The sequence below is a fragment of the Pelosinus sp. UFO1 genome (assembly GCF_000725345.1).
In the GTDB taxonomy this organism is placed as follows: Bacteria; Bacillota; Negativicutes; order DSM-13327; family DSM-13327; genus Pelosinus.
Genome location: NZ_CP008852.1, coordinates 3,123,722 through 3,147,161, shown reverse-complemented (window position 1 = coordinate 3,147,161; position 23,440 = coordinate 3,123,722). Strand labels below are relative to the sequence as shown.

23 protein-coding genes and 1 riboswitch are annotated in these 23,440 nt (G+C 37.0%); of the genes, 21 read left to right on the top strand and 2 right to left on the bottom strand.

Annotated features, from left to right (window positions below; all coding sequences use genetic code 11):
• Positions 1-213 precede the first annotated feature (213 nt).
• Positions 214-723: a DUF1003 domain-containing protein gene (locus UFO1_RS14945; RefSeq protein ID WP_051788960.1), complete on the bottom strand. Its 510-nt coding sequence runs from the start codon at positions 721-723 to the stop codon at positions 214-216.
• 344 nt (positions 724-1,067) lie between these two features.
• Here UFO1_RS14945 and UFO1_RS14940 point away from each other — a divergent pair, with 344 nt between their 5' ends.
• On the top strand, positions 1,068-1,394 hold the full coding sequence (locus tag UFO1_RS14940; RefSeq protein ID WP_038672068.1) for a hypothetical protein: 327 nt from the start codon (positions 1,068-1,070) through the stop codon (positions 1,392-1,394).
• A 67-nt stretch (positions 1,395-1,461) separates the two neighbouring features.
• On the opposite strand, the gene UFO1_RS14935 is transcribed toward UFO1_RS14940, so the two are convergent.
• Positions 1,462-2,298, bottom strand: coding sequence for a methyl-accepting chemotaxis protein (locus tag UFO1_RS14935; protein WP_038672066.1), 837 nt, complete (start codon positions 2,296-2,298; stop codon positions 1,462-1,464).
• 219 nt (positions 2,299-2,517) lie between these two features.
• Positions 2,518-2,663, top strand: a riboswitch (FMN riboswitch).
• Positions 2,664-2,780: 117 nt separating this feature from the next.
• Between UFO1_RS14935 and ribB the strand changes: the two genes are divergently transcribed.
• From ribB to UFO1_RS14835, 20 genes are all read left to right on the top strand, one after another.
• A complete protein-coding gene (gene ribB, locus UFO1_RS14930; RefSeq protein WP_038672064.1) occupies positions 2,781-3,434 on the top strand; it encodes a 3,4-dihydroxy-2-butanone-4-phosphate synthase in 654 nt (217 codons plus the stop codon).
• 388 nt (positions 3,435-3,822) lie between these two features.
• A complete protein-coding gene (locus UFO1_RS14925) occupies positions 3,823-4,569 on the top strand; it encodes a class I SAM-dependent methyltransferase (RefSeq protein WP_201771024.1) in 747 nt (248 codons plus the stop codon).
• A gap of 234 nt (positions 4,570-4,803) precedes the next feature.
• Complete coding sequence (locus UFO1_RS26015; RefSeq protein ID WP_038672062.1) at positions 4,804-4,965, top strand: aspartyl-phosphate phosphatase Spo0E family protein; 162 nt, start codon at positions 4,804-4,806, stop codon at positions 4,963-4,965.
• A 107-nt stretch (positions 4,966-5,072) separates the two neighbouring features.
• Positions 5,073-5,525, top strand: a complete 453-nt coding sequence (locus tag UFO1_RS14915; RefSeq protein WP_038672060.1) for an N-acetyltransferase — start codon at positions 5,073-5,075, stop codon at positions 5,523-5,525.
• A gap of 228 nt (positions 5,526-5,753) precedes the next feature.
• Entirely contained in the window at positions 5,754-6,212 is a 459-nt protein-coding gene (locus UFO1_RS14910; protein ID WP_038672058.1) for a methylated-DNA--[protein]-cysteine S-methyltransferase, read from the top strand.
• A 77-nt stretch (positions 6,213-6,289) separates the two neighbouring features.
• Positions 6,290-6,853 carry a bifunctional transcriptional activator/DNA repair enzyme AdaA gene (locus tag UFO1_RS14905; RefSeq protein WP_038672056.1) on the top strand — a complete coding sequence of 188 codons (564 nt, stop codon included), beginning with the start codon at positions 6,290-6,292 and terminating at the stop codon, positions 6,851-6,853.
• Positions 6,850-7,788 carry a DUF1848 domain-containing protein gene (locus tag UFO1_RS14900; protein ID WP_038672054.1) on the top strand — a complete coding sequence of 313 codons (939 nt, stop codon included), beginning with the start codon at positions 6,850-6,852 and terminating at the stop codon, positions 7,786-7,788. Before UFO1_RS14905 ends, UFO1_RS14900 begins: the two co-directional genes overlap by 4 nt.
• A 475-nt stretch (positions 7,789-8,263) precedes the next feature.
• Positions 8,264-9,754 carry a sugar ABC transporter ATP-binding protein gene (locus UFO1_RS14895; RefSeq protein ID WP_038672052.1) on the top strand — a complete coding sequence of 497 codons (1,491 nt, stop codon included), beginning with the start codon at positions 8,264-8,266 and terminating at the stop codon, positions 9,752-9,754.
• Between the two features lie 31 nt (positions 9,755-9,785).
• Positions 9,786-10,757: an ABC transporter permease gene (locus UFO1_RS14890; RefSeq protein ID WP_236639213.1), complete on the top strand. Its 972-nt coding sequence runs from the start codon at positions 9,786-9,788 to the stop codon at positions 10,755-10,757.
• A 112-nt stretch (positions 10,758-10,869) separates the two neighbouring features.
• Complete coding sequence (locus UFO1_RS14885; RefSeq protein ID WP_038672050.1) at positions 10,870-11,865, top strand: ABC transporter substrate-binding protein; 996 nt, start codon at positions 10,870-10,872, stop codon at positions 11,863-11,865.
• Positions 11,866-12,090: 225 nt separating this feature from the next.
• The gene (locus UFO1_RS14880; protein WP_038672048.1) at positions 12,091-12,516 is read left to right on the top strand and encodes an RbsD/FucU family protein; all 426 of its coding nucleotides are present in this window, start codon (positions 12,091-12,093) and stop codon (positions 12,514-12,516) included.
• A 2-nt stretch (positions 12,517-12,518) separates the two neighbouring features.
• Positions 12,519-14,048, top strand: coding sequence for an FGGY-family carbohydrate kinase (locus UFO1_RS14875; RefSeq protein ID WP_038672046.1), 1,530 nt, complete (start codon positions 12,519-12,521; stop codon positions 14,046-14,048).
• Positions 14,049-14,050: 2 nt separating this feature from the next.
• A complete protein-coding gene (locus UFO1_RS14870; RefSeq protein ID WP_038672044.1) occupies positions 14,051-15,097 on the top strand; it encodes a galactitol-1-phosphate 5-dehydrogenase in 1,047 nt (348 codons plus the stop codon).
• Between the two features lie 45 nt (positions 15,098-15,142).
• On the top strand, positions 15,143-16,177 hold the full coding sequence (locus tag UFO1_RS14865; protein WP_038672042.1) for an aldo/keto reductase: 1,035 nt from the start codon (positions 15,143-15,145) through the stop codon (positions 16,175-16,177).
• A 172-nt stretch (positions 16,178-16,349) separates the two neighbouring features.
• Positions 16,350-17,351: a LacI family DNA-binding transcriptional regulator gene (locus UFO1_RS14860; protein ID WP_038672040.1), complete on the top strand. Its 1,002-nt coding sequence runs from the start codon at positions 16,350-16,352 to the stop codon at positions 17,349-17,351.
• 107 nt (positions 17,352-17,458) lie between these two features.
• Entirely contained in the window at positions 17,459-18,325 is an 867-nt protein-coding gene (gene gatY / locus UFO1_RS14855) for a tagatose-bisphosphate aldolase subunit GatY (protein ID WP_038672039.1), read from the top strand.
• A gap of 62 nt (positions 18,326-18,387) precedes the next feature.
• On the top strand, positions 18,388-19,080 hold the full coding sequence (locus UFO1_RS14850) for a class II aldolase/adducin family protein (protein ID WP_038672037.1): 693 nt from the start codon (positions 18,388-18,390) through the stop codon (positions 19,078-19,080).
• A 21-nt stretch (positions 19,081-19,101) separates the two neighbouring features.
• Positions 19,102-20,874, top strand: a complete 1,773-nt coding sequence (locus UFO1_RS14845; RefSeq protein ID WP_236639212.1) for an L-fucose isomerase — start codon at positions 19,102-19,104, stop codon at positions 20,872-20,874.
• Positions 20,875-20,926: 52 nt separating this feature from the next.
• Positions 20,927-22,387 carry a rhamnulokinase family protein gene (locus tag UFO1_RS14840; protein ID WP_051788958.1) on the top strand — a complete coding sequence of 487 codons (1,461 nt, stop codon included), beginning with the start codon at positions 20,927-20,929 and terminating at the stop codon, positions 22,385-22,387.
• A gap of 92 nt (positions 22,388-22,479) precedes the next feature.
• A complete protein-coding gene (locus UFO1_RS14835) occupies positions 22,480-23,409 on the top strand; it encodes a 1-phosphofructokinase family hexose kinase (RefSeq protein ID WP_084159840.1) in 930 nt (309 codons plus the stop codon).
• The last annotated feature ends 31 nt before the right edge of the window (positions 23,410-23,440 follow it).

Genomic DNA, 23,440 nt, shown 5'->3' with positions numbered 1-23,440 from the left:
GAATAACAATAATGAAATTATTTAGCATACATTCAATTTAGGTAGTAGAAATACCTAAATTAATATAAAAGGGGATGGATATTGATTTAATTGACAATGATTATCAAATGGAGTATAGTATAATCATTAAAGGATGTATTGCAATAACATCTAAGACCATGTCTGAGGAGAAAAACTCTAGGACATGGTTTTGTTTTTTTCAGGCTAATTTTACTAGCGGTGATCCTTTGTTATTAGAGACTCTACATTTAATTTTGCTATATGGTCTATAAGTTCTTTCAATATAATATCTTGATGAACTAAGTGGTCCATAATTACTTTTATCTCTTCTTCCGCTTTTATATTTATTTCATAATCATGCTCTGCTGCCAACCGATCTTTTTCATTCTGCCTGTTTTGACTCATCATTACTACTGGACCAGTGTACGCAGCTTGAAAACTTAGAACAAGATTAAGCAGTATAAAAGGATATGGGTCCCAAGAATGAAAAAAATCTGTGTCATTAACCGCCTTATAAGTCAAATACACATTTGTTGCCATCCAAATCACAATTACAACACTCTGATAAATAATAAAGGGCCAACTGCCAACCACTTTAGCTAACCAATCGGCTATACGTTGACCATATGTCAGTTGAATGCGAAATTCTTTGTTTATATTTTTTATAACATGATCGTCGTGTTTATAAGTTGCTGCTGGACCTTGTAGCTTAGAAATCTTCATAAATCCTCCCCGCTCTTATCATATAGATTCATATACCACAAAATTACATTAGATTCCTGCAGTACCTCTGAAGGGTTGTTAAATATATCGTGCATAAATAATAGAACTTGTGTCAAGACTCACGGTGTCAAGGGACAGGTTCGCTGACCTCTGCGGGGTAGTGGATGATGAACATAAAGTAAAATAGGAAATAAGTATACATTGTTATCCTAGGCTATGCTGTGTCATAATAGGGGTAATGCCAAGGCTAGAGATTCCTATTATAGTTTTATGTAGTTATCCTAAAATAATAAGTGGACTATCATAAATATTACTATTCTTATTTCAAAAGGGAGGTACATTACATGTCAACATCTAAGGAATTGCCGAATGAAAGATATCGGTCTATAAAGAAATTAGGGAAAATGTACTTATATTTATTGATTGCAACACGTTTAGTTTTTTTTATGGAACACGTACCCCATGCTGTAAATGCGCCGATTGGTAACGATGTAATTGATGTTTCTAAATATTTATTTCAATTAGTTATAGGAAATGAATTTGTAAAAAGAATTAGTATTTTATTTTTAGCTCTCTATAGTATGTTCGTAGCTGTAGAAAGTTTTTTTGTGTTGCGTACTTGGTTCATGTGGCTTTATTCCAAAGTTACTAGGAGTAAGATGATTGAATAGTAGATAAGGAAAAAAAGTAAGAAGTGATATCTTTGCGGTAAGATATCACTTCTTACTTTTTAATTATTTATTTATACCGCTCAACATATTTTCCTAAATTGCTCGCGCCTTTATTTATTTCTTCTAAGTTAGCTGCGATCTCCTGAGTAGATGCTGCCTGTTCTTGGCTAATAGAGCTAGTATTTTCGATTGATTTATAGATATCGGAAACAGCCTTACTCATTTCTTGTAATGTTAACTGTATTTTCTTTGTTGCTTCTTGCGATTGATCAGCAAGTTTTCGAACTTCCTCAGCTACAACAGCAAATCCTCTGCCTTGTTCTCCTGCTCTGGCTGCTTCAATCGCCGCGTTTAGTCCTAAGAGATTTGTTTGCTGCGCTATGGTACGTATAAAACTAATGACCTGAACTGTTTCTTCATTCCGTTTTATCAAATCTCCTGCTAGCTGAATTGCTTTTTGCCCCGCGCTTGCTAGTTCACTTGCACTCTGAGCAACTTGCTCAACACTTGCTGAGGCTAATCCAGTTGAATTCGCTAATTTTTCAACAGTATCAACTAATTTAAGGCTATCATTTAAATCGATTCCAGAGCTTAGAGTCCCAATAATTTCTTTATTAACGCCATAAATTGGAGTGAAGATAGTCTTTATAGTACGACCATACACTTCAGGTGGAATATCTGCAAACGTTTCTTTACCTGTGTTAATACAGTCTTCGATAGTACTAATTCCTCTGATAGGCTTACCAGCAGGTAAATCAAGCTCAAACTCTTTTGCACGGTAGTAGGATAAGTATGCCGTTTTGTCTGTTAATCCAACAGCCATATCTTCCCGGACAATTTTGTTTAAGTAGGGAAGAACAATTTTAAAAGCCTCAAGTATTTTTTCGTTGGTGAGTTGCTCCATATTTACTACCTCCTAACAATTTCAGATTATCAATTCTATATCAAAATACAAAAAACCTTTAAAAAAAACGGTGAAAATTATCGAAATTTGTAATAATTTTATAATAGAATCCAGAAAAAGCAAAAAAGGCAGAGAATTAGAGGATTCGTCCCTCTTGACGGACACAAGACGATTGCAAGCTTGACAATATAAACCTTTAAGAATATTATTTAAATAGCGACTTATTCTCAGGGCGGGGTGAAAATCCCCACCGGCGGTATCTCAGTTTTACTGAGGAGCCCGCGAGCGCTCTTCTATAGGAAGAGGTCAGCAGAACTGGTGAGAAGCCAGTGCCGACGGTATAGTCCGGATGAAAGAGAGTAAGGCAGTCAACCAATTGATTCTTAGAAGGAATCAAGTTTTTATTTATGTTTAAAGTTGAACTGTCTTTTTCTGTGCCCTGATTCTGGTAAGTCCTACTAAATTATTAGGAGGAATATACTATGAATCAAACTTTACTAACTCATTTTGGAAACGCTGACAAAAGGGTGGAAAACGCTCTTACTGCATTGCGCAGTGGTCGTGGTATCTTAGTTACCGACAATGAAGATCGGGAAAACGAAGGTGATATTTTTTTTGCAGCAGAGTCTTTAACAGACGAACAAATGGCAATGTTAATTCGTGAGGGCAGTGGAATTGTCTGTTTATGTTTGACTGAGGAAAGAGTGCAGGCATTAGAATTACCGATGATGGTAGATATTAATACAAGCAGTTTTGGAACCCCTTTTACAATTTCTATTGAAGCAGCAAATGGAGTTACTACAGGTGTCTCTGCTGCCGATCGGGTTACTACAGTGAAAGCAGCGATTGCGGATCCTATAAGTCCAGAGCAACTTGTGCGTCCGGGACATGTTTTCCCATTAAAGGCCAAACGGGACGGTGTACTGGAGCGACCTGGACATACAGAGGCCAACGTTGATTTAATGCGACTTGCTGGTTTGAAACCTTTTGGCGTATTGTGTGAATTGACAAATCCTGATGGTACAATGGCACGGCTACCCGAAATCATTGCATTTGCAGAGAAGAATAATATGCCTGTGGTTACGGTTGACGATGTAATTGCGTATCGAAAAAGTAGAGAAATATTCGCATCATAAAGTCTAGTCCGAACCTCGGACCTAGGATGAAAGATCCTGCGGATAATATATAATGCCAAACACCTGCAAAGCAGCTTAGCTTGCAGGTGTTTGGCATTATGTTATTTCGTGGGGAATTATGTGATAAGAAAAATAAGTATAGCAGGAAGACTACTTGTAGGATTAGTTAAGGAAAACGTATCAGCGTAATGCTGTTACGTTTTTTGTATATACTAAATATGGCGTTGTATAGTAGCAACCTTTTTAAAAGAACGTTGAGGGTTTAGTTTCTTTAATAACGATAAAGTGGGTACACTACTCGTTCATTTAAGTACATTTTATAGTTCATTAAGAATTTTGTGAAATTGTGAGAAGCTTTAATTTCATTACATATTAGGGGGAGATAATATTGACGAATTTATTGGAAAATAAACGAACAGTAAATGAAAATTCGATTTCTTATGATTCCTATGAGACAATGGCAGAGTATTATTTTGAGTGTGTTGATACGAAACCATTTAATGCCTACTATGAAAGACCAGCTACCTTATCATTGCTTCCTGATGTTGCAGGAAAAAAGGTGCTAGATGCTGGGTGTGCTGCAGGATGGTATAGTAACTGGTTACTTACTAAGGGAGCTAATGTAACAGCGATAGATTTTAGTCCCAAAATGATAGAAATGACAAAGAAAAGAATTGGCGATAAAGCTGATATTATAAGAGCTGATCTCAATGAACCTCTTAATTTTATAAAAGATAAATCCATAGATATCATATTGTCATCTTTAACACTTCACTATGTTCGAGATTGGAATCTTGTGATGGCTGAATTTATTAGAGTATTAAAGCCATTAGGTTCTTTAATACTGTCTGTACATCATCCATTTATGGATTTTACATATTTTAATAGAGAAAACTACTTTTTAACAGAGATTATAGAAGATGAGTGGGAGACAAATAAGGGGAAAGTAAAAGTTCAATTTTACAGAAGACCTTTATCTAAAATAGTCTCGCCTATTTTAGATGCAGGATTTACCATTGAAAAGTTAATAGAACCTATGCCAACAGAAAAATTCAAAGAATTACATCCTAAAGTATACGAAAAACTAACCCAGAAACCTCAATTTCTTTTTTTGCGAGCAAAGAAGAGTAAATAAAATTTGTTGCATGCAGCACCTTGGTTTGTTATTATGCTGCAATAGTTTCCTTTGTATGGGTGCCAGTGGAGTTAAAGCGCACTAAAGAACCTGTATCTTCGACATAAGGATAAGAAAAACTTTATTTAATGAAATAAAGTTTATTTTAGAACTTTAGTTCGACACAATTTGCAAGATGTTTTACATATAATGGATAATGTGCTGAAAATAAAGAAAGAATGAAGGGATTTTGTCGTGGAAAATTTATGGTGTAAGATAGAGTACTTGCGGCATGAAATGCACGTAATGGCGCTCAAAAAAGGAATATCACATCCAGATGTGTTATTCGTTAGTCAAAGACTAGACGAAGCAATAAATGAATTATATAGAGTAGACCCCATTCAAAAAGCTGGATAGGTGAATGAGGTACATTCTTAGAAATAGGATAAGCTTTTTAAAAATGTATTGTGCCAGTATTTTTATTAATGTATAATGTGAAATTATACATTAAGGGAGTGGTATAAGTGATTTATCGTAAAGCTACATTTAAAGATGTAGAAAGTATGTATAATTTAATTAACGCTTATGCTGAACAGGGTCTGATGTTAGGGCGTTCGCGTAATATGTTATATGAAACGTTGCGAGATTTTATTTTGGCAGAAGATAATGGAGAAGTTGTTGGTATTGGGGCATTGCATTTAGTATGGGATTCACTAGCGGAAATCCGAGCAATGGCAGTTGCCCCCCATGTTATTAAATCGGGTATCGGCCGTAATATTGTGCAAGGCCTAATTGAAGAAGCGAAAGCTTTAGAGATTAAGACGATATTTACGTTAACATATCAGCCTAATTTTTTTGTTAAACAAGGTTTTATCGAATTATCTAAAGACCAATTGCCGCATAAGGTATGGAAAGAATGTATAAACTGTACAAAATTTCCTAACTGTGATGAAATTGCTCTAAAGATAGAAATATAACTAAATAGGGATGATTCAATAATTTTACCATGGGCTTGGCATAAGAAAGAACGACTTGCCTTAACGGTGATATAATGTTGATTAAAAAATGGGCTTACTCGCAAAGGGTGATGCCCATTTTTAATAACTTACGAAGAATTAGAAAGTGATATTTAGAAAGACAAATAGTTATTCTATAGCGTAAAATAAAGGCAAGCAATACCAGATAAGAGCTTGGGAGGTAAACCCATGAAAAGTATATTTTTCTATCAAACAACCATTGGTAAGATTGGGATTATGGAAGATGGAAAGGCAATTACAAATGTTTTTTTAAAAGAAGATAACGTCCTCCAAGATGCTACTGTAAAGGAAACCTCATTAATAAAGGAAGCCAGCCAGCAGCTAAATGATTATTTAGCAAGAAAGCGTAGGTCATTCGCACTGCCTCTTGCTCCCGAAGGTACAGAATTTCAGCAAAAGGTGTGGAAAGCGTTACAAGACATTCCTTGTGGTGAAATACGAAGCTATGGAGAGGTCGCAAAGCGGATTGGTCAGCCGAACGCTGCTCGTGCAGTAGGTATGGCAAATAACAAAAATCCTATTTTGATATTTATTCCGTGCCATCGTGTAGTAGGGGCAAATGGAAAACTAGTCGGATATGCTGCAGGACTCAACGTTAAAGAACATCTTTTGAAGTTGGAGCAGTAGAATAAAATTTTTTTCTTACGTTCAATTGCTTCGTTTTATCGTTGAAATTTATCATTATAAGTATGGCGGTGATAATTATGGCACTAAGCAAAGAGGAAAAGTGGAATGCAGTTGTTCATTGCGACAGTTCCTATGATGGTGTGTTCTTATACGGTGTGAAAACAACTGGCGTCTTTTGCCGGCCATCCTGTAAATCGAAAGAACCTAAGATAAATAATGTTGAGTTTTTTGACGGAATCGAAGAAGCTTACTCCTATGGATTACGGCCTTGCAAAAGATGCCGACCGGATTTAATTGAGTTTAATCCGATGTTAGTCCTAATTAAAAAAGCAAAAAATATTTTCGATACCTATTTTGCTGATCGAGAGAAGCTTTCAGTTGAAATAAAAGAGTTAGGTGTTAGCCAAAATCATCTCATCTATTTGTTTCGTCAGCAATTTCATATGACACCTACGGAATACATGAATCAATTGCGTGTACAAAAGGCCATGTATTTGCTTATAAATACGGATATCAATATATTAAACATCGCATTACTATGTGGATTCGGTAGCCTCTCGAATTTCTATGAATTCTTCAAAAGACAGGCCAAGCTTACTCCGAGCAAATACCGGAAGCAAAGTAGTGGTGATAAGAAATGATTATAAGCGCTAGCAGACGAACGGACATTCCAGCATTTTATTCGGAATGGTTTATTAATCGTCTAAAGGCAGGTTTTGCCTACGTTAAAAACCCGCAGAATCCAAATCGCATGACAAGTGTATTGCTGAACAATGATGTGGTTGATTGTATTGTATTCTGGACCAAAAATCCCAAGCCAATGCTAAGTAAGTTAGAAAGCATTGATAAAATGGGGTATCCATATTATTTTCAGTTTACGATTACGCCCTATGGGCATAAAGTAGAAAAAGGCCTGCCTAGGAAAACGGAGATTATGGAAACTTTTAAACAATTAAGTAATAAAATTGGAAAACAACGTGTGATTTGGCGCTATGACCCAGTAATCGTCAATGAAACGTTTTCAGTGCAGTATCATCTTGATGCTTTTGGGAAAATGATTGATATCTTGGGTGATTATACAAACAAGTGCATTATTAGTTTTGTCGATCTATACACCCAGGTCCTCCGAAATGCAAAAAATGTTGTGAGTTCTGAGGTAAACACGATAGATATGAATAAAATTTCTCAGAGGTTTTCTGACATTGCGAAAAAATACAATGTCTTGCTAGAAACCTGTGCTGAGGCCATCGATCTAAGTCAGTATGGTATTCATCACGCATCTTGTATTGACCTAAATCTGATTGAGAATATCATAGGATATCCGATTCATGGGAAAAAAGACCCTAATCAGCGGCCGGTCTGTGGCTGCATCAGAAGTATTGATATTGGAGCCTATGACTGCTGCTCCAATGGCTGTGTATATTGTTATGCTACTACCAACGAACACATGATACGAAAAAATATGTATCTGCATGATCCTCACTCACCAATGTTAGTAGGTCATCCTCGTGGGGACGAAATCATGAAAGTCAGAGAGGCATATTCACTAAAAATTAGGCAATCATCATTGTTTTAAATTATGTATATGTTTATTGCTTCATAATTAGATATAAGTTTAGCAAGTATTCTCAAGGGAAATACCATTTAGCCAATTAAATACGCTATAATCTGTGAAATAAATAAATTGAAACGATATATCAGTTGATAATAGTGATAATTTCAAAGTAAAGAATAATTAACAAAATTTTCATGCAATATTGAAAAAAACCTATTGCAGTTTACTAGAAAATGGGTTACTATACAAATAATACAAGATTGAAACGTTACAAAACGGCTAAGTATTTCTTTTACTGCGTGATGAATGATTGAATTATTCTGATAAAATACTGCAAAAAAAGAGCTACTTGCTTTTTTTATGACAAATTATGAAACGTTTCAAAAATGCAGTTGTATGAGAGTTAGGTAGATCTGTTTTTGATAGTTTAAGCAAAGGGGTGATGACGCACAACGGCGACTCAATAAACTATTTAAAAAATTAGGTGGTGAAATATTTGGCTGAATTAATAAAGATGGAGAATATTTATAAGACTTTTCCTGGAGTTAAGGCATTAACCGATGTAAGTTTTGATCTTAGAAAAGGTGAACTTCATGCGATGTTAGGTGAAAATGGTGCGGGGAAATCCACCCTAATGAAAATTCTAACTGGCGTATATACTTGTGATTCGGGAAAAATCATCTTTAAAGGTGAAGAAGTTAGTATAAGGAAACCAAAAGACGCACAAAGTTTGGGGATTAATATTATTCATCAGGAATTTAGTTTATTTCCTGATCTTAGTGTATCCAATAATATTTTTATCGGTCGTGAGCCTAGAAATGAAGTCTTTAACTTTGTAATAATGGAAAAAAAACTAAAACAAAAAACCAGAGAGATCTTGGAATCTCTTCACCTCAACATTGACCCTGATACTTTGGTTAAAGACCTTAGCGTAGCACAGCAGCAGATGGTAGAAATAGCACGTGTATTGTCCATGAATTCAGAAGTTGTGGTTATGGATGAACCAACAGCTGCTCTTACTGAAAAAGAAGTAGAAGAATTGTTTCGAGTTATAAAAGAACTTAAAAGCCGTGGAATTGGTATTGTATATATTTCCCACCGTTTAGAAGAATTAAAACATATAGCAGACAGAGTAACGGTAATGCGTGACGGTCGGTATATTAAGACTGTTGATTATGATGAATCATTACTCGAAGATTTGATAGCGTCAATGGTTGGTAGAAGCCTAGAAGATAAATTCCCGCCTCATCATAACGTCAGTAAAGGAAAAGTTATACTTGAAGTTGAGCATATGGCTAGTAAAACTATCCACGATATTAAAGATTTCAAACTATATGAGGGAGAAATCTTGGGAATATATGGGTTGGTGGGAGCTGGTCGTACGGAGTTTGCAAGAGCATTATTTGGTGCCGATGAAACTGCTACTATGACTGTTAAAATTCATGGAGAAAATGTAAAAATTAAAAGTCCTAGAGATGCCATAAAAAATGGCATTGGATATTTAACAGAAGATCGAAAAAGAGATGGCTTAGCATTAGGGTTATCGGTTGAGGATAATATGGTCTTAGCAAATATCCCTGAACTATGTAGGATGGGCGTAGTGAATGTTAAAGAATGCCGTGAAATAGCCGAACGTTACACGGCAGATCTTAAAATTAAAACTCCTAATCTTGAGCAAAAAGCCAAATTTTTAAGCGGTGGTAACCAGCAAAAAGTTATCTTGGCAAAATGGTTATGCCGTAAATCTCATGTATTAATTTTTGATGAACCTACAAGAGGAATTGATGTAGGTTCTAAATTTGAGGTTTATGAGCTTATGAATAAGCTTGTGGCATTAGGAGTAGGGGTCATAATGATTTCTAGTGAGTTACCTGAAGTATTGGGGATGAGTGATCGAATACTAGTCATGCGTGGTGGACGTATTACTGGTGAGGCAATAAGAGAAGTAGCTACCCAGGAAAAATTGTTGGCTCATGCTGTCCAGTAATAGGAAAGACATTGTTGGAAAGGGTGATAATGTGAGTGTAGATATAGTTAAAGTTCAGTCAGGAAAACAAACAGTATTTAATAAAAAATTATACAATGAGTTAGGCTCTTTTGCAGGATTATTATTATTAAGTTTTGTGTTTTCCATAGCAACAGATACATTTCTTACGGTAAATAATCTATTAACCGTGGCATTACAGACTGCAGCAGTCGCTATGCTGGCAATGGCAGAGACCTATGTAATAATAACCGCAGGTATTGACCTTTCAATTGGTTCGATACTAGCTGTAGCTGGTATCGTTTGTGGTAAAACCTTATTAGCTGGTTTTGGAATACCGCTAAGCGTGCTTGCAGGAGTATTAGTTGGTGGTGTCTGCGGCCTGGCTAATGGATTAGCTATTACTAGATTAGGGATAGCACCTTTTATTGCGACGTTAGGCATGATGAGCATCGCCAGAGGGATTGCTTATGTAATAACAGACTCGTTACCTGTATCTGGACTGCCAGAAGATTTCTATTTTATAGGTGGTGGAACTATCCTAGGTATTATTCCAGTACCTGTAGTAATAACCATTATCATGGCATTATTATTTGGATTTATACTTAACAAAACGGCGTTCGGAAGATATATCTATGCATTAGGTAGTAATGAAGATGCAGCCAGATTATCGGGTGTTAATATTGCTAAAACACTGAATGGTGTATATATCGTATCAGGTTTATTATCTGGTTTGGTCGGTGTCATGTTAACAGCAAGGCTCGTATCAGCACAGGCGCAAGCAGGTATTGGGTACGAACTTGATGCAATTGCTGCCGCAATTATCGGCGGTACAAGTCCTTTAGGGGGATCAGGGACAATTTTAGGTACGATGATCGGTGCAGGTATTATGGGAATTTTGCGCAATGGACTTAATTTATTGAGCGTTAACGCTTTCTGGCAACAAATCGCGATTGGTTTGGTAATTATTGTTGCCGTGTATATTGATAAAATAAGAAGAAAATAAATTAGTGCTATTTTATACCATAATATTAGGAGGAATTCTCGTAATTTGAAAGGGGGAATAAAGGAACGTAGAGGATAGTTGTAGTCACTAAAATAAAGAGGGGGAGATTTGTTTGAAAAAAGTAGCTAGTATTTTCTTAACAGTCTTTATGGTAGCCCTGTTATTAGTGGGGTGTGGAAAGTCAGATACTAAAGCAGCAGATGCTACGAAAGGTGCAGATTCTGGTGTGAAGAAGAAAGTTGCAGTGATTGTAAAGGGAACAGAACATGTATACTGGCAGTCTGTTAAAGTTGGTGCTGAAGCTGCAGCAAAAGCTGGTGGAGTCGAAATGACATTCACAGGTGCACCCGGTGGGGAATCTGATATCAATGGTCAGGTTAATTTGATTGAGAATGCGATTAATCAGAAAGTTGCTGGTATCGTACTTGCTGCGTCAGATGCAAAAGCATTGGTACCTGTTACTGAAAAAGCGATTGCGGCAGGTATACCTGTAGTTATTATTGACTCAGGTCTTAATACAGATAAATATAAAAGCTTTCTTACAACTGATAATGTAGCTGCTTCTGCAGCAGTTGGCGAATCTTTGGCTAAAATGCTGGATGGCAAAGGGAAAGTAGCTATTGTAAACTTTGTACCAGGTGCTCAGACTGCTATTGAGCGTGAAAAAGGCTTTAGAGATGTTATGGCCAAATATCCTGGCATAACAGTATTGCCAACTCAATTCTATAGTTCCGACAAACAAAAGGCACTCTCTTTAACCCAGGACTTAATGACTGCAAATCCTGATTTAGCTGCAGTTTATGCTTGTAATGAACCAGGTACAGTTGGTGTTGGTAGAGCATTAAAAGAAAAAAATAACAAAACAATTATTGAAGTTGGTTTTGATGCTTCTGATGATGTTATTCCACTTATAAAGGAAGGCTATTGTAAAGCAGCTGTAGTTCAGATGCCATACAATATGGGCTTTAAAGGTGTTCAAGCAATTGTTGATATATTAGCTGGTAAATCTGTTGAAAAGAAAGTAGATACTGGGTTTACCCTTGTTACTCCTGAAAATATGACTAGCCCAGAAAGTGAAAAAGCATTATATCCAACTGGTAAAAAATAATTCATTATAGTACGTATGTACAATAAGTTAGTATAATTCATGCTAACTTATTGTACAAAGAACAAGTAATGTGTTTATTCTAGTATTAATATAGGTTACAGCTCCATAACGATCATTCGTTTAATAAACCAAGATTATTTTAAACTAGTGATCATTTTTATTAGAATAATTATGAAACGTTTCATTATGTATATTTACATAGCTAAGAGTAGGAGTGGGTATTTTATGCTAAAAGGAATTCCAAAGATTATTTCACCTGAGCTGATGAAAGTATTAATGGAGATGGGACATAGCGATGAAATTGTTATAGCTGATGGTAATTTTCCGGCCGGTACTTGTGCAACTAACTATTTGGTGAGATGTGACGGACATAATGTGCCAGAGATATTAGATGCGATCTTATCATTATTTCCTTTGGATCCTTATGTGGAAGCTCCTGTAGCACTTATGGAAGTTGTGCCGGGTGACAATGTAAAACCCGTTATATGGGAGGACTACAAACGCATAATTGATAGACATGAAAAAGGAATCAAGATTGAAAAGATTGAACGTTTTGCCTTCTATGAACGTGCGAAAAAAGCATATGTGGTAGTGGCTACTAGTGAAGGGGCATTATATGCTAACATCATTCTAAAAAAGGGTGTTGTATAATAGTGAACACTACAAGTTTAGATAAGTTATTACTCGGTATAGACCTTGGGACGTCAGCATGTAAGGTATGTATATTTAATCTTGATGGCAGAGTAATTGGGCAAGCAAGTAAACCTTATCCAGTGTATTATCCAGCACCAGATTTTGTAGAACAAAATCCTGTGGAATGGTGGCAAGCTATTTGTGAGGCCATTAAAGAAGTATTGCATAAAGGCGCTATTCAACCTGGTTCTATTGCTGGTATAGGTATTGATGGACAAAGTTGGTCCTGTTTACCAGTAGACCGTGAAGGAAAACCACTGCGAAATGCTATGATTTGGATGGATAGGCGGGCAGTGATGCAATCACAAAAAACTGTTGATAAACTTGGTTTTAAGCGGATCTTTGCTGTTAGTGGCAACTCCTTTGATCCTACCTATATTACACCAAAAATTTTATGGCTGAAAGAAAATCAGCCACGTGTTTATGACAATACCTATAAATTTCTGCAAAGTAATGCCTATATAGCTTTTAAATTAACAGGTACAATGACGCAAGATTTATCACAAGGTTATGGTTTTCATGTTTTTAATGTGAAGACCGGTACTTATGACTCAGATTTATGTGAGGATATGGGAATAGAACTCTCAAAGCTTCCAGACATATTCAATTGTCATGATGTCATTGGTCACGTTACGAAGCAGGCAGCAGAGGCAACAGGTTTAGTAATGGGTATTCCGGTTGTGGCTGGTGGACTGGATGCTGCATGTGGGACTTTGGGCGCTGGAGTTATTGAATTTGGACAGACGCAAGAACAAGGTGGTCAGGCTGGTGGCATGAGTATCTGCTTAAACCAAGCGTTAGCTCATCCAAAACTTATATTAAGTAGTCATGTAATTCCAAATGCTTGGCTCTTGCAAGGGGGAACGGTGGGCGGTGGTAGTCTGAAATGGTTTAAGCAGGAGCTCGGAGCTTTTGAAGCCCTGCAAGAGAAAACCACGGGAGAAAATGCTTTTGATCTACTGGTTAACCAAGCAGCAGGTATTAAGGATGGCTCAGAAGGGGTAATTTTCTTACCATATATGGCAGGAGAAAGATCACCAATTTGGGACAAAAATGCGAAAGGTGTATTCTTTGGTCTTGGCTATGACAAGACTAGGGGGCATATGGTGCGCTCTATATTAGAAGGCTGCGCTTATGCACTTCATCATAATTTGAATGCAGCTGAAGAAGTAGGCGTACAGGTTAATGAATTAATTGCTATGGGTGGAGCAGCGAATAGCAATTTATGGACACAAATTAAAGCAAATGTAACCGGAAAGGTGATAAAAGTACCATCATCGGATACTGCAACTACATTAGGAGCAGCTATGTTGGCGGGAGTAGGAACGGGACTATATAGAGATTTTAAAGAAGCAGTACACCGCACTGTTAGTATTACTAGGGTTCATGAACCAGATATGAAGGCACATAGGGTGTATCAGAAATATTACGAAGTATATCGTGAAATATATGAAAAATTAAAAGATACTTTTGCAAAAGGTGAGGTTTAGCAATGAAAGCTGCAGTTTTACATGGAAAAGAAGATTTGCGGTATGAAGAAGTTCCCATGCCCCAGTTAAGTGATGGGGAAGTTTTAATTAAGGTAAGGGCTACTGGTATTTGTGGTTCCGACATCTCAAGAGTCTTGGGTAATGCGGCTCATAGCTATCCAATTGTATTAGGACATGAGTTTTCAGGTGATGTGGTGGAAGTTGGTAAAGAAGTAACAGGGGTAAAAGTAGGGGATCGCGTTTCTGGAGCCCCCTTAGTGCCATGTATGAAATGTGATGATTGTGAGCAAGGCAATTATTCCCAGTGTAGAAAATATACATTTATTGGCTCAAGAATACAGGGCAGTTTTGCCGAGTATGTCAAACTGCCAGAAAAGCATGCGATAAAATTTGATCCGTCGATCAGTTACGAACAGGGGGCTTTTTTCGAACCGTCAACAGTAGCGTTACATGGTATTAATTGTGCGAGATATCATGGTGGAGAAGATGTAGCTATTCTTGGTGGAGGCACTATTGGTTTGTTTACAGCGCAATGGGCTAGAATCTATGGAGCCAAGAGAGTATTCGTTTTTGACATTGATGATGCTAGATTAGCTTTAGCTAAAAAATTAGGTGCGGATATAACGATGAATACCTTAGATAAGGAATTTAAAGAAACCATCAATAAACTTACCCGTAATAAAGGTTTTGGTTTTGTATTTGAAACAGCAGGTGTCGATGTAACAATGAAGCTAGCTTTTGAGATAGCAGCTAACAAAGCTAGTGTTTGCTTTATTGGAACCCCAAGTAAGGAGTTGATCTTTACGCCAGCTCTATTTGAAAATATGAATCGTAAAGAGTTTACACTAACTGGTTCTTGGATGTCTTATAGTGCTCCATTTCCTGGCCAGGAGTGGCAGTTGACGGCTCATTATTTTGGCACAGGGGCATTGAAATTTGATGAAAGTCTAATTTATAAAAAACTGCCACTTAGTGAGAGTAAGAATGGCTTTGCTATGTATAAGACACCTGGACTCGTAAAAGGAAAAGTTATGTTTGTTAATGAGTAAGGAAGCTATTTTAAGAATAAACGTAGAGGGAGAGTGAATTGATTTATGGAAGAAAAAATATTGACTCATGTTGGTAGCGATAGTATTGATCCAAGTACAGTTCCCCAGAGAACACTATATACTGGTGCGAAAATTCCAGCAATAGGTATGGGGACATTTGGCTCGGACCGTTTCACAGCAGAGCAAATAGCAGCAGCTGTAAGAGGGGCTGCCGAAGTAGGATTTAGACTATTTGATTGTGCAGCTGTTTATGAAAATGAACATTTAATTGGCCAGGTTTTCCAAGATATTTTGGCGACAGGAATTAAGCGGGAAGAGCTATTTATTACCTCTAAAGTTTGGAATGATATGCATGATAACGTAATAGAGTCTTGCGAAAAGACACTCAAAGAGTTACAGCTTGACTATTTAGATTTATTTCTAGTACATTGGCCTTTTCCGAATTTCCATGCGCAAGGTTGCAGTGTGGATTCTCGTAGTCCTGATGCAACTGGATATATTCATGAAAATTATATGAAAACATGGAGACAGATGGAAGAACTAGTCGACAGAGGTTTAGTTAGGCATATTGGTACCTCTAATATGACAATTCCCAAATTAAAGTTAGTTCTGCGTGATGCTAGAATTAAGCCGGCAGCCAATGAAATGGAACTTCATCCATGCTTCCAGCAAAAAGAATTTTTTAAATTTGTAATAGATAATAATATTGTGCCAATCGGTTTTTGTCCCATTGGTTCTCCGACTCGCCCCGATCGTGATAAAACAGCGGATGATGTAGTTGATATTCAGGACCCAGTAATTGTTAGAATCGCTCAAGAACATAAGGTTCATCCAGCAGTTATTTGTGTAAAATGGGGAGTACAACGTGGACAGATACCAATACCCTTTTCCATCCATCGCAATGAGTACGCTAGCAATCTTAAGGCAGCAGTAAGCGATTTGCTCACAGAGGAAGAAATGAAAGAAATTGAGGGTAGTGATAAAAATTGCCGCCTAATTAAAGGGCAGGTATTTTTGTGGAAAGACGGTCAGACATGGCAAGATCTATGGGATATTACGGGCGAAATTACACCACTATAAATCAGCAGAGTAGTTAGCACCTGCTTCAAAAAAACAATTGCAAATAGTGGCTCAAGCAAGTAAAATAGTAGAAGAACAATTGAAACGTTTCTATTGCAGATAATCCTATAAGTATATAGGGTTTTCTAGAAGCTTATTCAGATAAATTGTTTCATTGGAGTGAAGAGTGCTAATGTCAACAATAAAAGATGTTGCTAAATTATCTGGAACCTCTGTTGGTACTGTGTCCAGATATTTAAACGGCTATAAAATAAAGTCTGTTAACAGTGAAAAAATAGAAGATGCTATTCGGCATCTTAACTTTAGTATTAATTCTATTGCCAGAGGACTCAAGACCAGCAAGACTTTTACCGTCGGAATATTGATACCAAAGCTTGCCGATATATTTAGTACTCACATTATTGAGGGTATGGAGCGAGCATTTGACGAATTTGGTTATAGCATTTTGGTCTGTGATTCTCGAAATTGTTTAGAAAAAGAAAAAGAGAAATTGAAATTATTTAAGGAAAAACTCGTCGATGGTATCATCTTGATGCCGGTAGAAGATTCTGGAGAACATATACAGCAAATGCTAGAAGAAGGTATGCCAATCGTATTAATGGATCGCCTTGTCACCAATTTAGCTTGCGATGGTGTTGTATCTGATAACGTGAACGGTGCTTATCAAGCAGTAGAAGCCATTATTAATCGGGGTCACCGCAAAATAGGTATGATAGCTGGGCCTAAAAATATCTATACTGCCAAAGAACGGCTTGAAGGATATTTGCGTGCTCTAAAAGATTACAATATTGAAGTAGATGATAATTTTATCTTTTATAGCGACTATACCAAAGAGGGCGGATATCAGGCTACCGCAAAACTTTATCAATTGAAAGAGTTACCTACGGTAATCTTTACTTCCAACTATGAAATGACCATCGGTGCCATTAAATTTTTAAATGAGCACAACGTCGCTATTGGTGAAGATATTTCTTTTTTTGGCTATGATCAAATGGAATTATCGCAAATCATTGTGCCGCCGATTTCTTTTGTTGTTCAGTCAATGGAGATGATTGGCAGGAAAGCTGCTGAAACATTAATTAGCAGAATGAAAGGTGACCAAACAGGATTTCCCCATGTAAATCGATTAAAAACAGAAATAATAGTAACTGATTCTGTAAAAAAGCTGTATTAGAGAGTCAGTATTTTTTTGAGCAATATTGAAACGTTTCATTTATTGGGGCGTGAGTCTATCTTTTATAAGGTAGCGATGAAAATATGTAAATTTAAGAGGTGGAGTATATGGGATTAGTAACATCAACAAAGTATCTCCTACATGCTAGAGATAACAAGTATGCTATTTGTGCATTTAACATTCATAATTTAGAAACATTAAAAGCCGTAACTAGTACATCATTTGAAAGTAACTCTCCTGTTATTTTGCAAGCAACGCCAGGCACAGTACGGTTTGCTGGTGCAGATTACCTAGTGGCTATGGCTAAAACGGCTGCCGACAAATACAATATCCCGATTGTTATGCATTTAGATCATGGTGAAGATTACAATATGGTTCTGGAGTGTCTTAGAGCTGGCTTTACCTCCATCATGATTGATGGTTCCAAGCATCCTTATACCGAGAATATTTCTATTGTAAAAAAAGTGGTAGAACTTTCCCACGCCCTAGGGGTTCCCGTTGAAGCTGAGCTGGGGACAATTGGCGGTGTAGAAGATGATTTGAGTATCATGGGGGATGGTGTGTATACCAATCCAGAAGTAGCCTTTGATTTTATCGAAAAGACAGGAGTGGATTCTTTGGCAGTTGCAATTGGCACTTGCCACGGTTTGTATAAAAAGAAGCCACAATTGGATTATGTAAGGTTGGCAGAAATTCGCAAGTTAGTATCCATTCCTCTAGTGTTGCATGGTGCTTCTGATTTACTTGATGAGAGTGTGAAAAAATGTATCGAATTAGGTATTAGTAAGGTCAATATCGCGACAGAACTTAAAATTGCATTTTCTGCTGCTGTCCAAACCGTATATTATGAAAAACCTGCCGAAAATGATCCCCGCAAACTTTTTACTCCAGCGATTGATGCGATGAAAGCAGTTGTTAAAAACAAAATTAATCTAGTTGGCTCAGCGGATAAAGTAACTAGGATTTCTCATTGAGTTCTTTATAAATTTAAATTGCGAGAATATTTTAAATATAGATAATGATGGGGGATATAACGTTGGATACAAGAGAAAAACTTTTACGTGATCAAATATGCGACATGGGAAGAAGGATGTATCTAAAAGATATGGTAGCTGCGAATGATGGGAATATATCAGCTAAGTTAGGGGAAGGTTCGTTTATTTGCACGCCAACTGGTGTATCGAAAGGCTTTATGACGCCAGAAATGCTCTGCAAAATTAATGGAAATGGGGAACTTATTGAAGACAACCTTCAAGGTTTGCGACCATCTTCTGAGATTAAGATGCATTTTAAAATATATGAGAAGCGAGGGGATATTAGCGCTGTAGTTCATGCCCATCCTTTACATGCGACAGCTCACGCTATATGTCATAAACAATTGGATAAGCAAATTATGCCAGAGGCAACGATTGCACTTGGAATTGTTCCAATTGCAGAATATGGGGCACCATCCACAACCGAATTACCTGATTCTTTATTACCTTATTTAGAAGAGTATGATGCAGTATTACTTGCTAATCATGGTGCAGTCACTTATGGGGAAAATGTTGTAAGTGCTTATTATAAAATGGAGTCTTTAGAGTTTTATGCAAAACTTTTGTATTTATCTAGTAATATAGGAACTCCTAAGGAATTATCGGCAGAACAGGTAACACAGTTGCTAGAGTTGAGGGAAAAGGTATACAAAGTAGTAGGAAGACATCCAGGTAAAAAATGTTTAAAGAAATAAGTACTGATGGAGGGGAAAAAAGTGAGCAAAAATAGCTATGTAAGAATTGGTATTCGGCCAACAATTGATGGCAGGAGGAACGGAGTCAGGGAATCCTTAGAAGAACAAACGATGAATATGGCAAAGAGTGTAGCGAAGTTTTTAAGTGATAGCATAACCTATTCAGATGGGAAACCTGTAGAATGTGTAGTTGCTGACAGTTGCATCGGTGGCGTTAAAGAAGCTTCAGAAGCTGCAGAAAAGTTTAAACTAAACAATGTAGGGCTTTCTATAACAGTAACGCCATGTTGGTGCTATGGGTCAGAAACGATGGATATGGACTCTAAAATTCCTCAGGCTGTATGGGGATTTAATGGTACAGAACGACCAGGTGCTGTTTATTTAGCAGCAGTATTAGCGGCATATGCACAAAAAGGGATTCCTGCTTTTGGGATATATGGGCAACATGTACAAGATTCTTCTGATACAACGATACCCCAGGATGTAAAAGACAAATTACTCCAATTTACTAAGGCTGGATTAGCTGTTGCATCGATTAAAGGGAAATCCTATTTATCGATGGGGTCTGTATCCATGGGAATTGCAGGCTCCATCGTAGATGCATCCTTCTTTCAGGATTATTTAGGAATGCGCAATGAATATATTGATATGTCAGAATTCATACGTCGTATTGATAAAGAAATATATGATAAAGATGAATATAAAAGAGCTTTAGCTTGGGTTAAAGAAAATTGCCAAGAAGGCCCGGACAACAACCCTAAAGACGCACAGCTTACTCGGGAGCAGAAAGATAAGGATTGGGAAACAATTGTAAAGATGACTCTAATTGGCAGAGATTTAATGGTGGGAAATCAGAAGTTACAGGCTTTAGGATTTGGGGAAGAGGCTTTAGGGCATAATGCTATTCTTTCAGGTTTTCAAGGACAACGACAATGGACTGATCATTTTCCTAATGGAGATTTTATGGAAACCATATTAAATTCCTCTTTTGATTGGAATGGCAAAAGAGCACCCTATTTGATAGCAACTGAAAATGATTCCTTAAATGGAGTGTCTATGTTGCTAGGCAATTTATTAACCAATACAGCTCAAATTTTTTCTGATGTACGTACTTATTGGAGTCCTGAATCAGTCAAACGTGTTACTGGCTATGACCTAGAAGGCTATGGTAAGAAAGGAATTATACATTTAATTAATTCTGGGTCGGCGGCTTTAGATGGTACTGGGAGAGAAATACGAGAAAATAAGCCAGTAATTAAGCCTTATTGGGAGATTACAGATGATGAAGTAACAGCGTGTTTAAAAGCCACGCGATTTAGAGCTGCCAATCTTGGATATTTTAGGGGTGGTGGATTCTCTACCCAATTTCTAACTCGAGGGGGTATGCCTTTAACCATGATTCGATTGAATATTGTTAAAGGGGTGGGGCCTGTATTGCAATTAGCTGAAGGCCATAGCGTTGAATTACCCAAAGAGGTACACGATAAAATTGATGATAGAACGGATCCAACATGGCCAACTACATGGTTTGCACCAATCATAACGGGTAGGGGAGCTTTTAAAGATGTTTATTCGGTTATGAATAATTGGGGGGCAAACCATGGAGCAATTAGTTATGGACATATAGGTGCAGAATTAATAACATTAGCCTCAATGCTAAGAATACCTGTTAATATGCATAATGTTTCTGAAGAGCGGATCTTTAGACCAAAAGTTTGGAATTCATTTGGTACGGAGAATTTAGAACAGGCTGATTATGCGGCATGTAAAACATTTGGTGCTCTGTATAGTTAAAATACTGGAGTTAGTCCTTACCCATTATAAGTTCCCAAAAAGGGGGGATATTGTGAAAAACCTAAACCTATTAGCTGTCGATTTGGGGGCTAGTAGTGGTAGATGCATAGTAGGAACGTTTGATGGAAACAAAATAAATCTAGAAGAAATACATCGATTTGACAATAATCCTATTACTCTTAGTCATACTCTATACTGGGATATGCCGCTAATTTTCGAAGAGATAAAGCAAGGTATGAGTAATGTACAAGAGGAAGTGGCATCTTTAGGAGTCGATACTTGGGGTGTTGATTTTGGAATAGTAGATACAAGAGGTCGATTGGTAAGTAATCCTATTCATTATAGAGATGAGAGAACCAATCATATCCCAGAAATCTTGCATAAGAAGATAACAGAGCAAGAATTATACAAGAAGACCGGTATACAACCTATGCAAATCAACACCATTTTTCAGTTATATTCCATGGTGTATAATCGTTCACCCTTATTAGATCACATAGATAAACTTTTATTCATGCCAGATTTGATTAATTATTTTTTAACGGGGATAAAAGCAACTGAATATTCAATTGCAAGTACTAGTTCCTTGTTAGATCCTTATGAACGCCAGTGGAATATAGAAATTTTAAACAAACTGGGATTTAATGAAAAATGGTTTACACCGGAGATTGTTTCATCGGGGACTGTATTAGGTGCATTGTCTTCGAATATATTGGGGAATTCAAAATGCAATACAACAAAAGTAATTTCTACCGCATCTCATGATACTGCGTCGGCAGTAGTTAGCGTTCCGATATCTCAGGAGTATTCAGCATACATTAGCTGTGGTACATGGTCTTTGATCGGGGTGGAAATTAAGGAGCCAATCATAGATGAATATACAAGTAAAGTATTTTTCACGAATGAACGAGGAATTGATGATACGGTTCGGCTGTTAAAAAACATAACAGGACTATGGGTTTTGCAAGAGTGCAGAAGATATTGGCAAAGTAATGGTGAAGAGATTAGTTATCCTTTCATGGTTGAAATGGCAGAAAAAATTAAAGAAAATAAGTCCTTCATTGACTTAAGTGACCATACATTTTTATCTCCAGGGAATATGCCTAATAAAATAAAAGACTATTGCCTAAAAACAAAGCAACATATTCCTAATAATAAAGCTGAAATGATAAGGTGTATTATTGAAAGTTTAGCCTGTACTTATAAAAAGATGGTCGATGAACTAGAAACTGCAATCAAACATCCTATATCAGTTATCCACATGGTTGGCGGTGGTGCCCAAAATTCCTTATTATGTGAAATCACAGCGAATCTAACGAAAAAAACTGTTATCGCAGGACCGGTAGAGGCTAGTTCGATGGGAAATATATTAACACAAATGAAAGCACTGGGAGAGGCTAAAGGGTTGTCAGAACTGAGACAAATCGTGAAAAATTCCTGCACGATAATAGAGTATAGCCCGAAAGATAAGGCGTATTGGGAAGATGTCTATTATAAATTTTCATTGGTGTAGTCGTAAGAATTCTATGCTGCTGTAGACGATACAAATGAGGACTACTAATCATTAGTAGTCCTCATTTTCAAAAAATAAGCATTGGGGTGAAGATGGTGATACTAACTGTTACTTTAAATTTAGCAATTGATAAAACGTATGCTGTAGATCACTTTGCACTCACACAAGTAAATCGTACAAGAAAAGTTACTGCTCTTCCTGGTGGTAAAGGGATAAATGTTGCTAGGGTAGCAAGTATTCTTGGTGAGGAAGTAGTAGCTACAGGTTTTGTTGGGGGATATAACGGCAGATATATTGGCAAAAGTTTAAGTGAACAAACTTTCCAGTGCGATCTTCAAGAAATAAGGGAAGAATCTAGGTTATGCATTAATATATTAAGCAATCATGCAAGTACAGAAATATTAGAAAATGGGCCCAAGATTAGACCGGAAGAATTGATGGCATTCTTAGAAAAGTTTGATAGTCTTTCACGAAAGGCTAGAGTTGTCGCTATGTCAGGTAGCATTCCTAGAGGAGTTCCCCCTACTATTTATAAACAAATGATTGAAATAGCGAATAGAAATGGGGCTTATTCCGTATTAGATAGTAGTGGTGATTCTTTTAGTGAGGGCTTAATGGGTAGGCCCTATATGGTAAAGCCTAATATAGAAGAGTTAGAAAAGGTACTGGGGTATTCACTGGATACAGATGCTAAGATCTGTGCTACCATTCAACACTATTTGCATGAGGGTATTCAATTATTTGTTTTATCTATGGGTTCACGGGGCGCGTTAGTAGGTTATCAAGGAGAAGTATTTCAAGTAATTCCGCCTCATATCGATGCAATAAATCCTGTTGGTTGTGGTGATGCCCTTGTAGCTGGATTTGCCGTAGGGATGGCGCGGGGGATGGAAATAAAGGAAATGATCAAATTAGCTACAGCTACTGCGGCATCGAATGCTTTGCATCATGGCGCAGGAATGATAGAAAAGATTGAAGTGGAAGCTTTCATAAAACAAGTAAAAATTAATAAATTGATGTAATACTATTTGGCTAGTTTATCGAAAGCAGTAG

Coding starts and splice junctions, on each gene's coding strand:
- UFO1_RS14945 (WP_051788960.1), bottom strand. CDS start 723: ATGAAGATTTCTAAGCTACAAGGTCCAGCAGCAACTTATAAACACGAC.
- UFO1_RS14940 (WP_038672068.1), top strand. CDS start 1,068: ATGTCAACATCTAAGGAATTGCCGAATGAAAGATATCGGTCTATAAAG.
- UFO1_RS14935 (WP_038672066.1), bottom strand. CDS start 2,298: ATGGAGCAACTCACCAACGAAAAAATACTTGAGGCTTTTAAAATTGTT.
- ribB (WP_038672064.1), top strand. CDS start 2,781: ATGAATCAAACTTTACTAACTCATTTTGGAAACGCTGACAAAAGGGTG.
- UFO1_RS14910 (WP_038672058.1), top strand. CDS start 5,754: ATGAAAAGTATATTTTTCTATCAAACAACCATTGGTAAGATTGGGATT.
- UFO1_RS14905 (WP_038672056.1), top strand. CDS start 6,290: ATGGCACTAAGCAAAGAGGAAAAGTGGAATGCAGTTGTTCATTGCGAC.
- UFO1_RS14900 (WP_038672054.1), top strand. CDS start 6,850: ATGATTATAAGCGCTAGCAGACGAACGGACATTCCAGCATTTTATTCG.
- UFO1_RS14880 (WP_038672048.1), top strand. CDS start 12,091: ATGCTAAAAGGAATTCCAAAGATTATTTCACCTGAGCTGATGAAAGTA.
- UFO1_RS14870 (WP_038672044.1), top strand. CDS start 14,051: ATGAAAGCTGCAGTTTTACATGGAAAAGAAGATTTGCGGTATGAAGAA.
- UFO1_RS14865 (WP_038672042.1), top strand. CDS start 15,143: ATGGAAGAAAAAATATTGACTCATGTTGGTAGCGATAGTATTGATCCA.
- UFO1_RS14860 (WP_038672040.1), top strand. CDS start 16,350: ATGTCAACAATAAAAGATGTTGCTAAATTATCTGGAACCTCTGTTGGT.
- gatY (WP_038672039.1), top strand. CDS start 17,459: ATGGGATTAGTAACATCAACAAAGTATCTCCTACATGCTAGAGATAAC.
- UFO1_RS14835 (WP_084159840.1), top strand. CDS start 22,480: ATGGTGATACTAACTGTTACTTTAAATTTAGCAATTGATAAAACGTAT.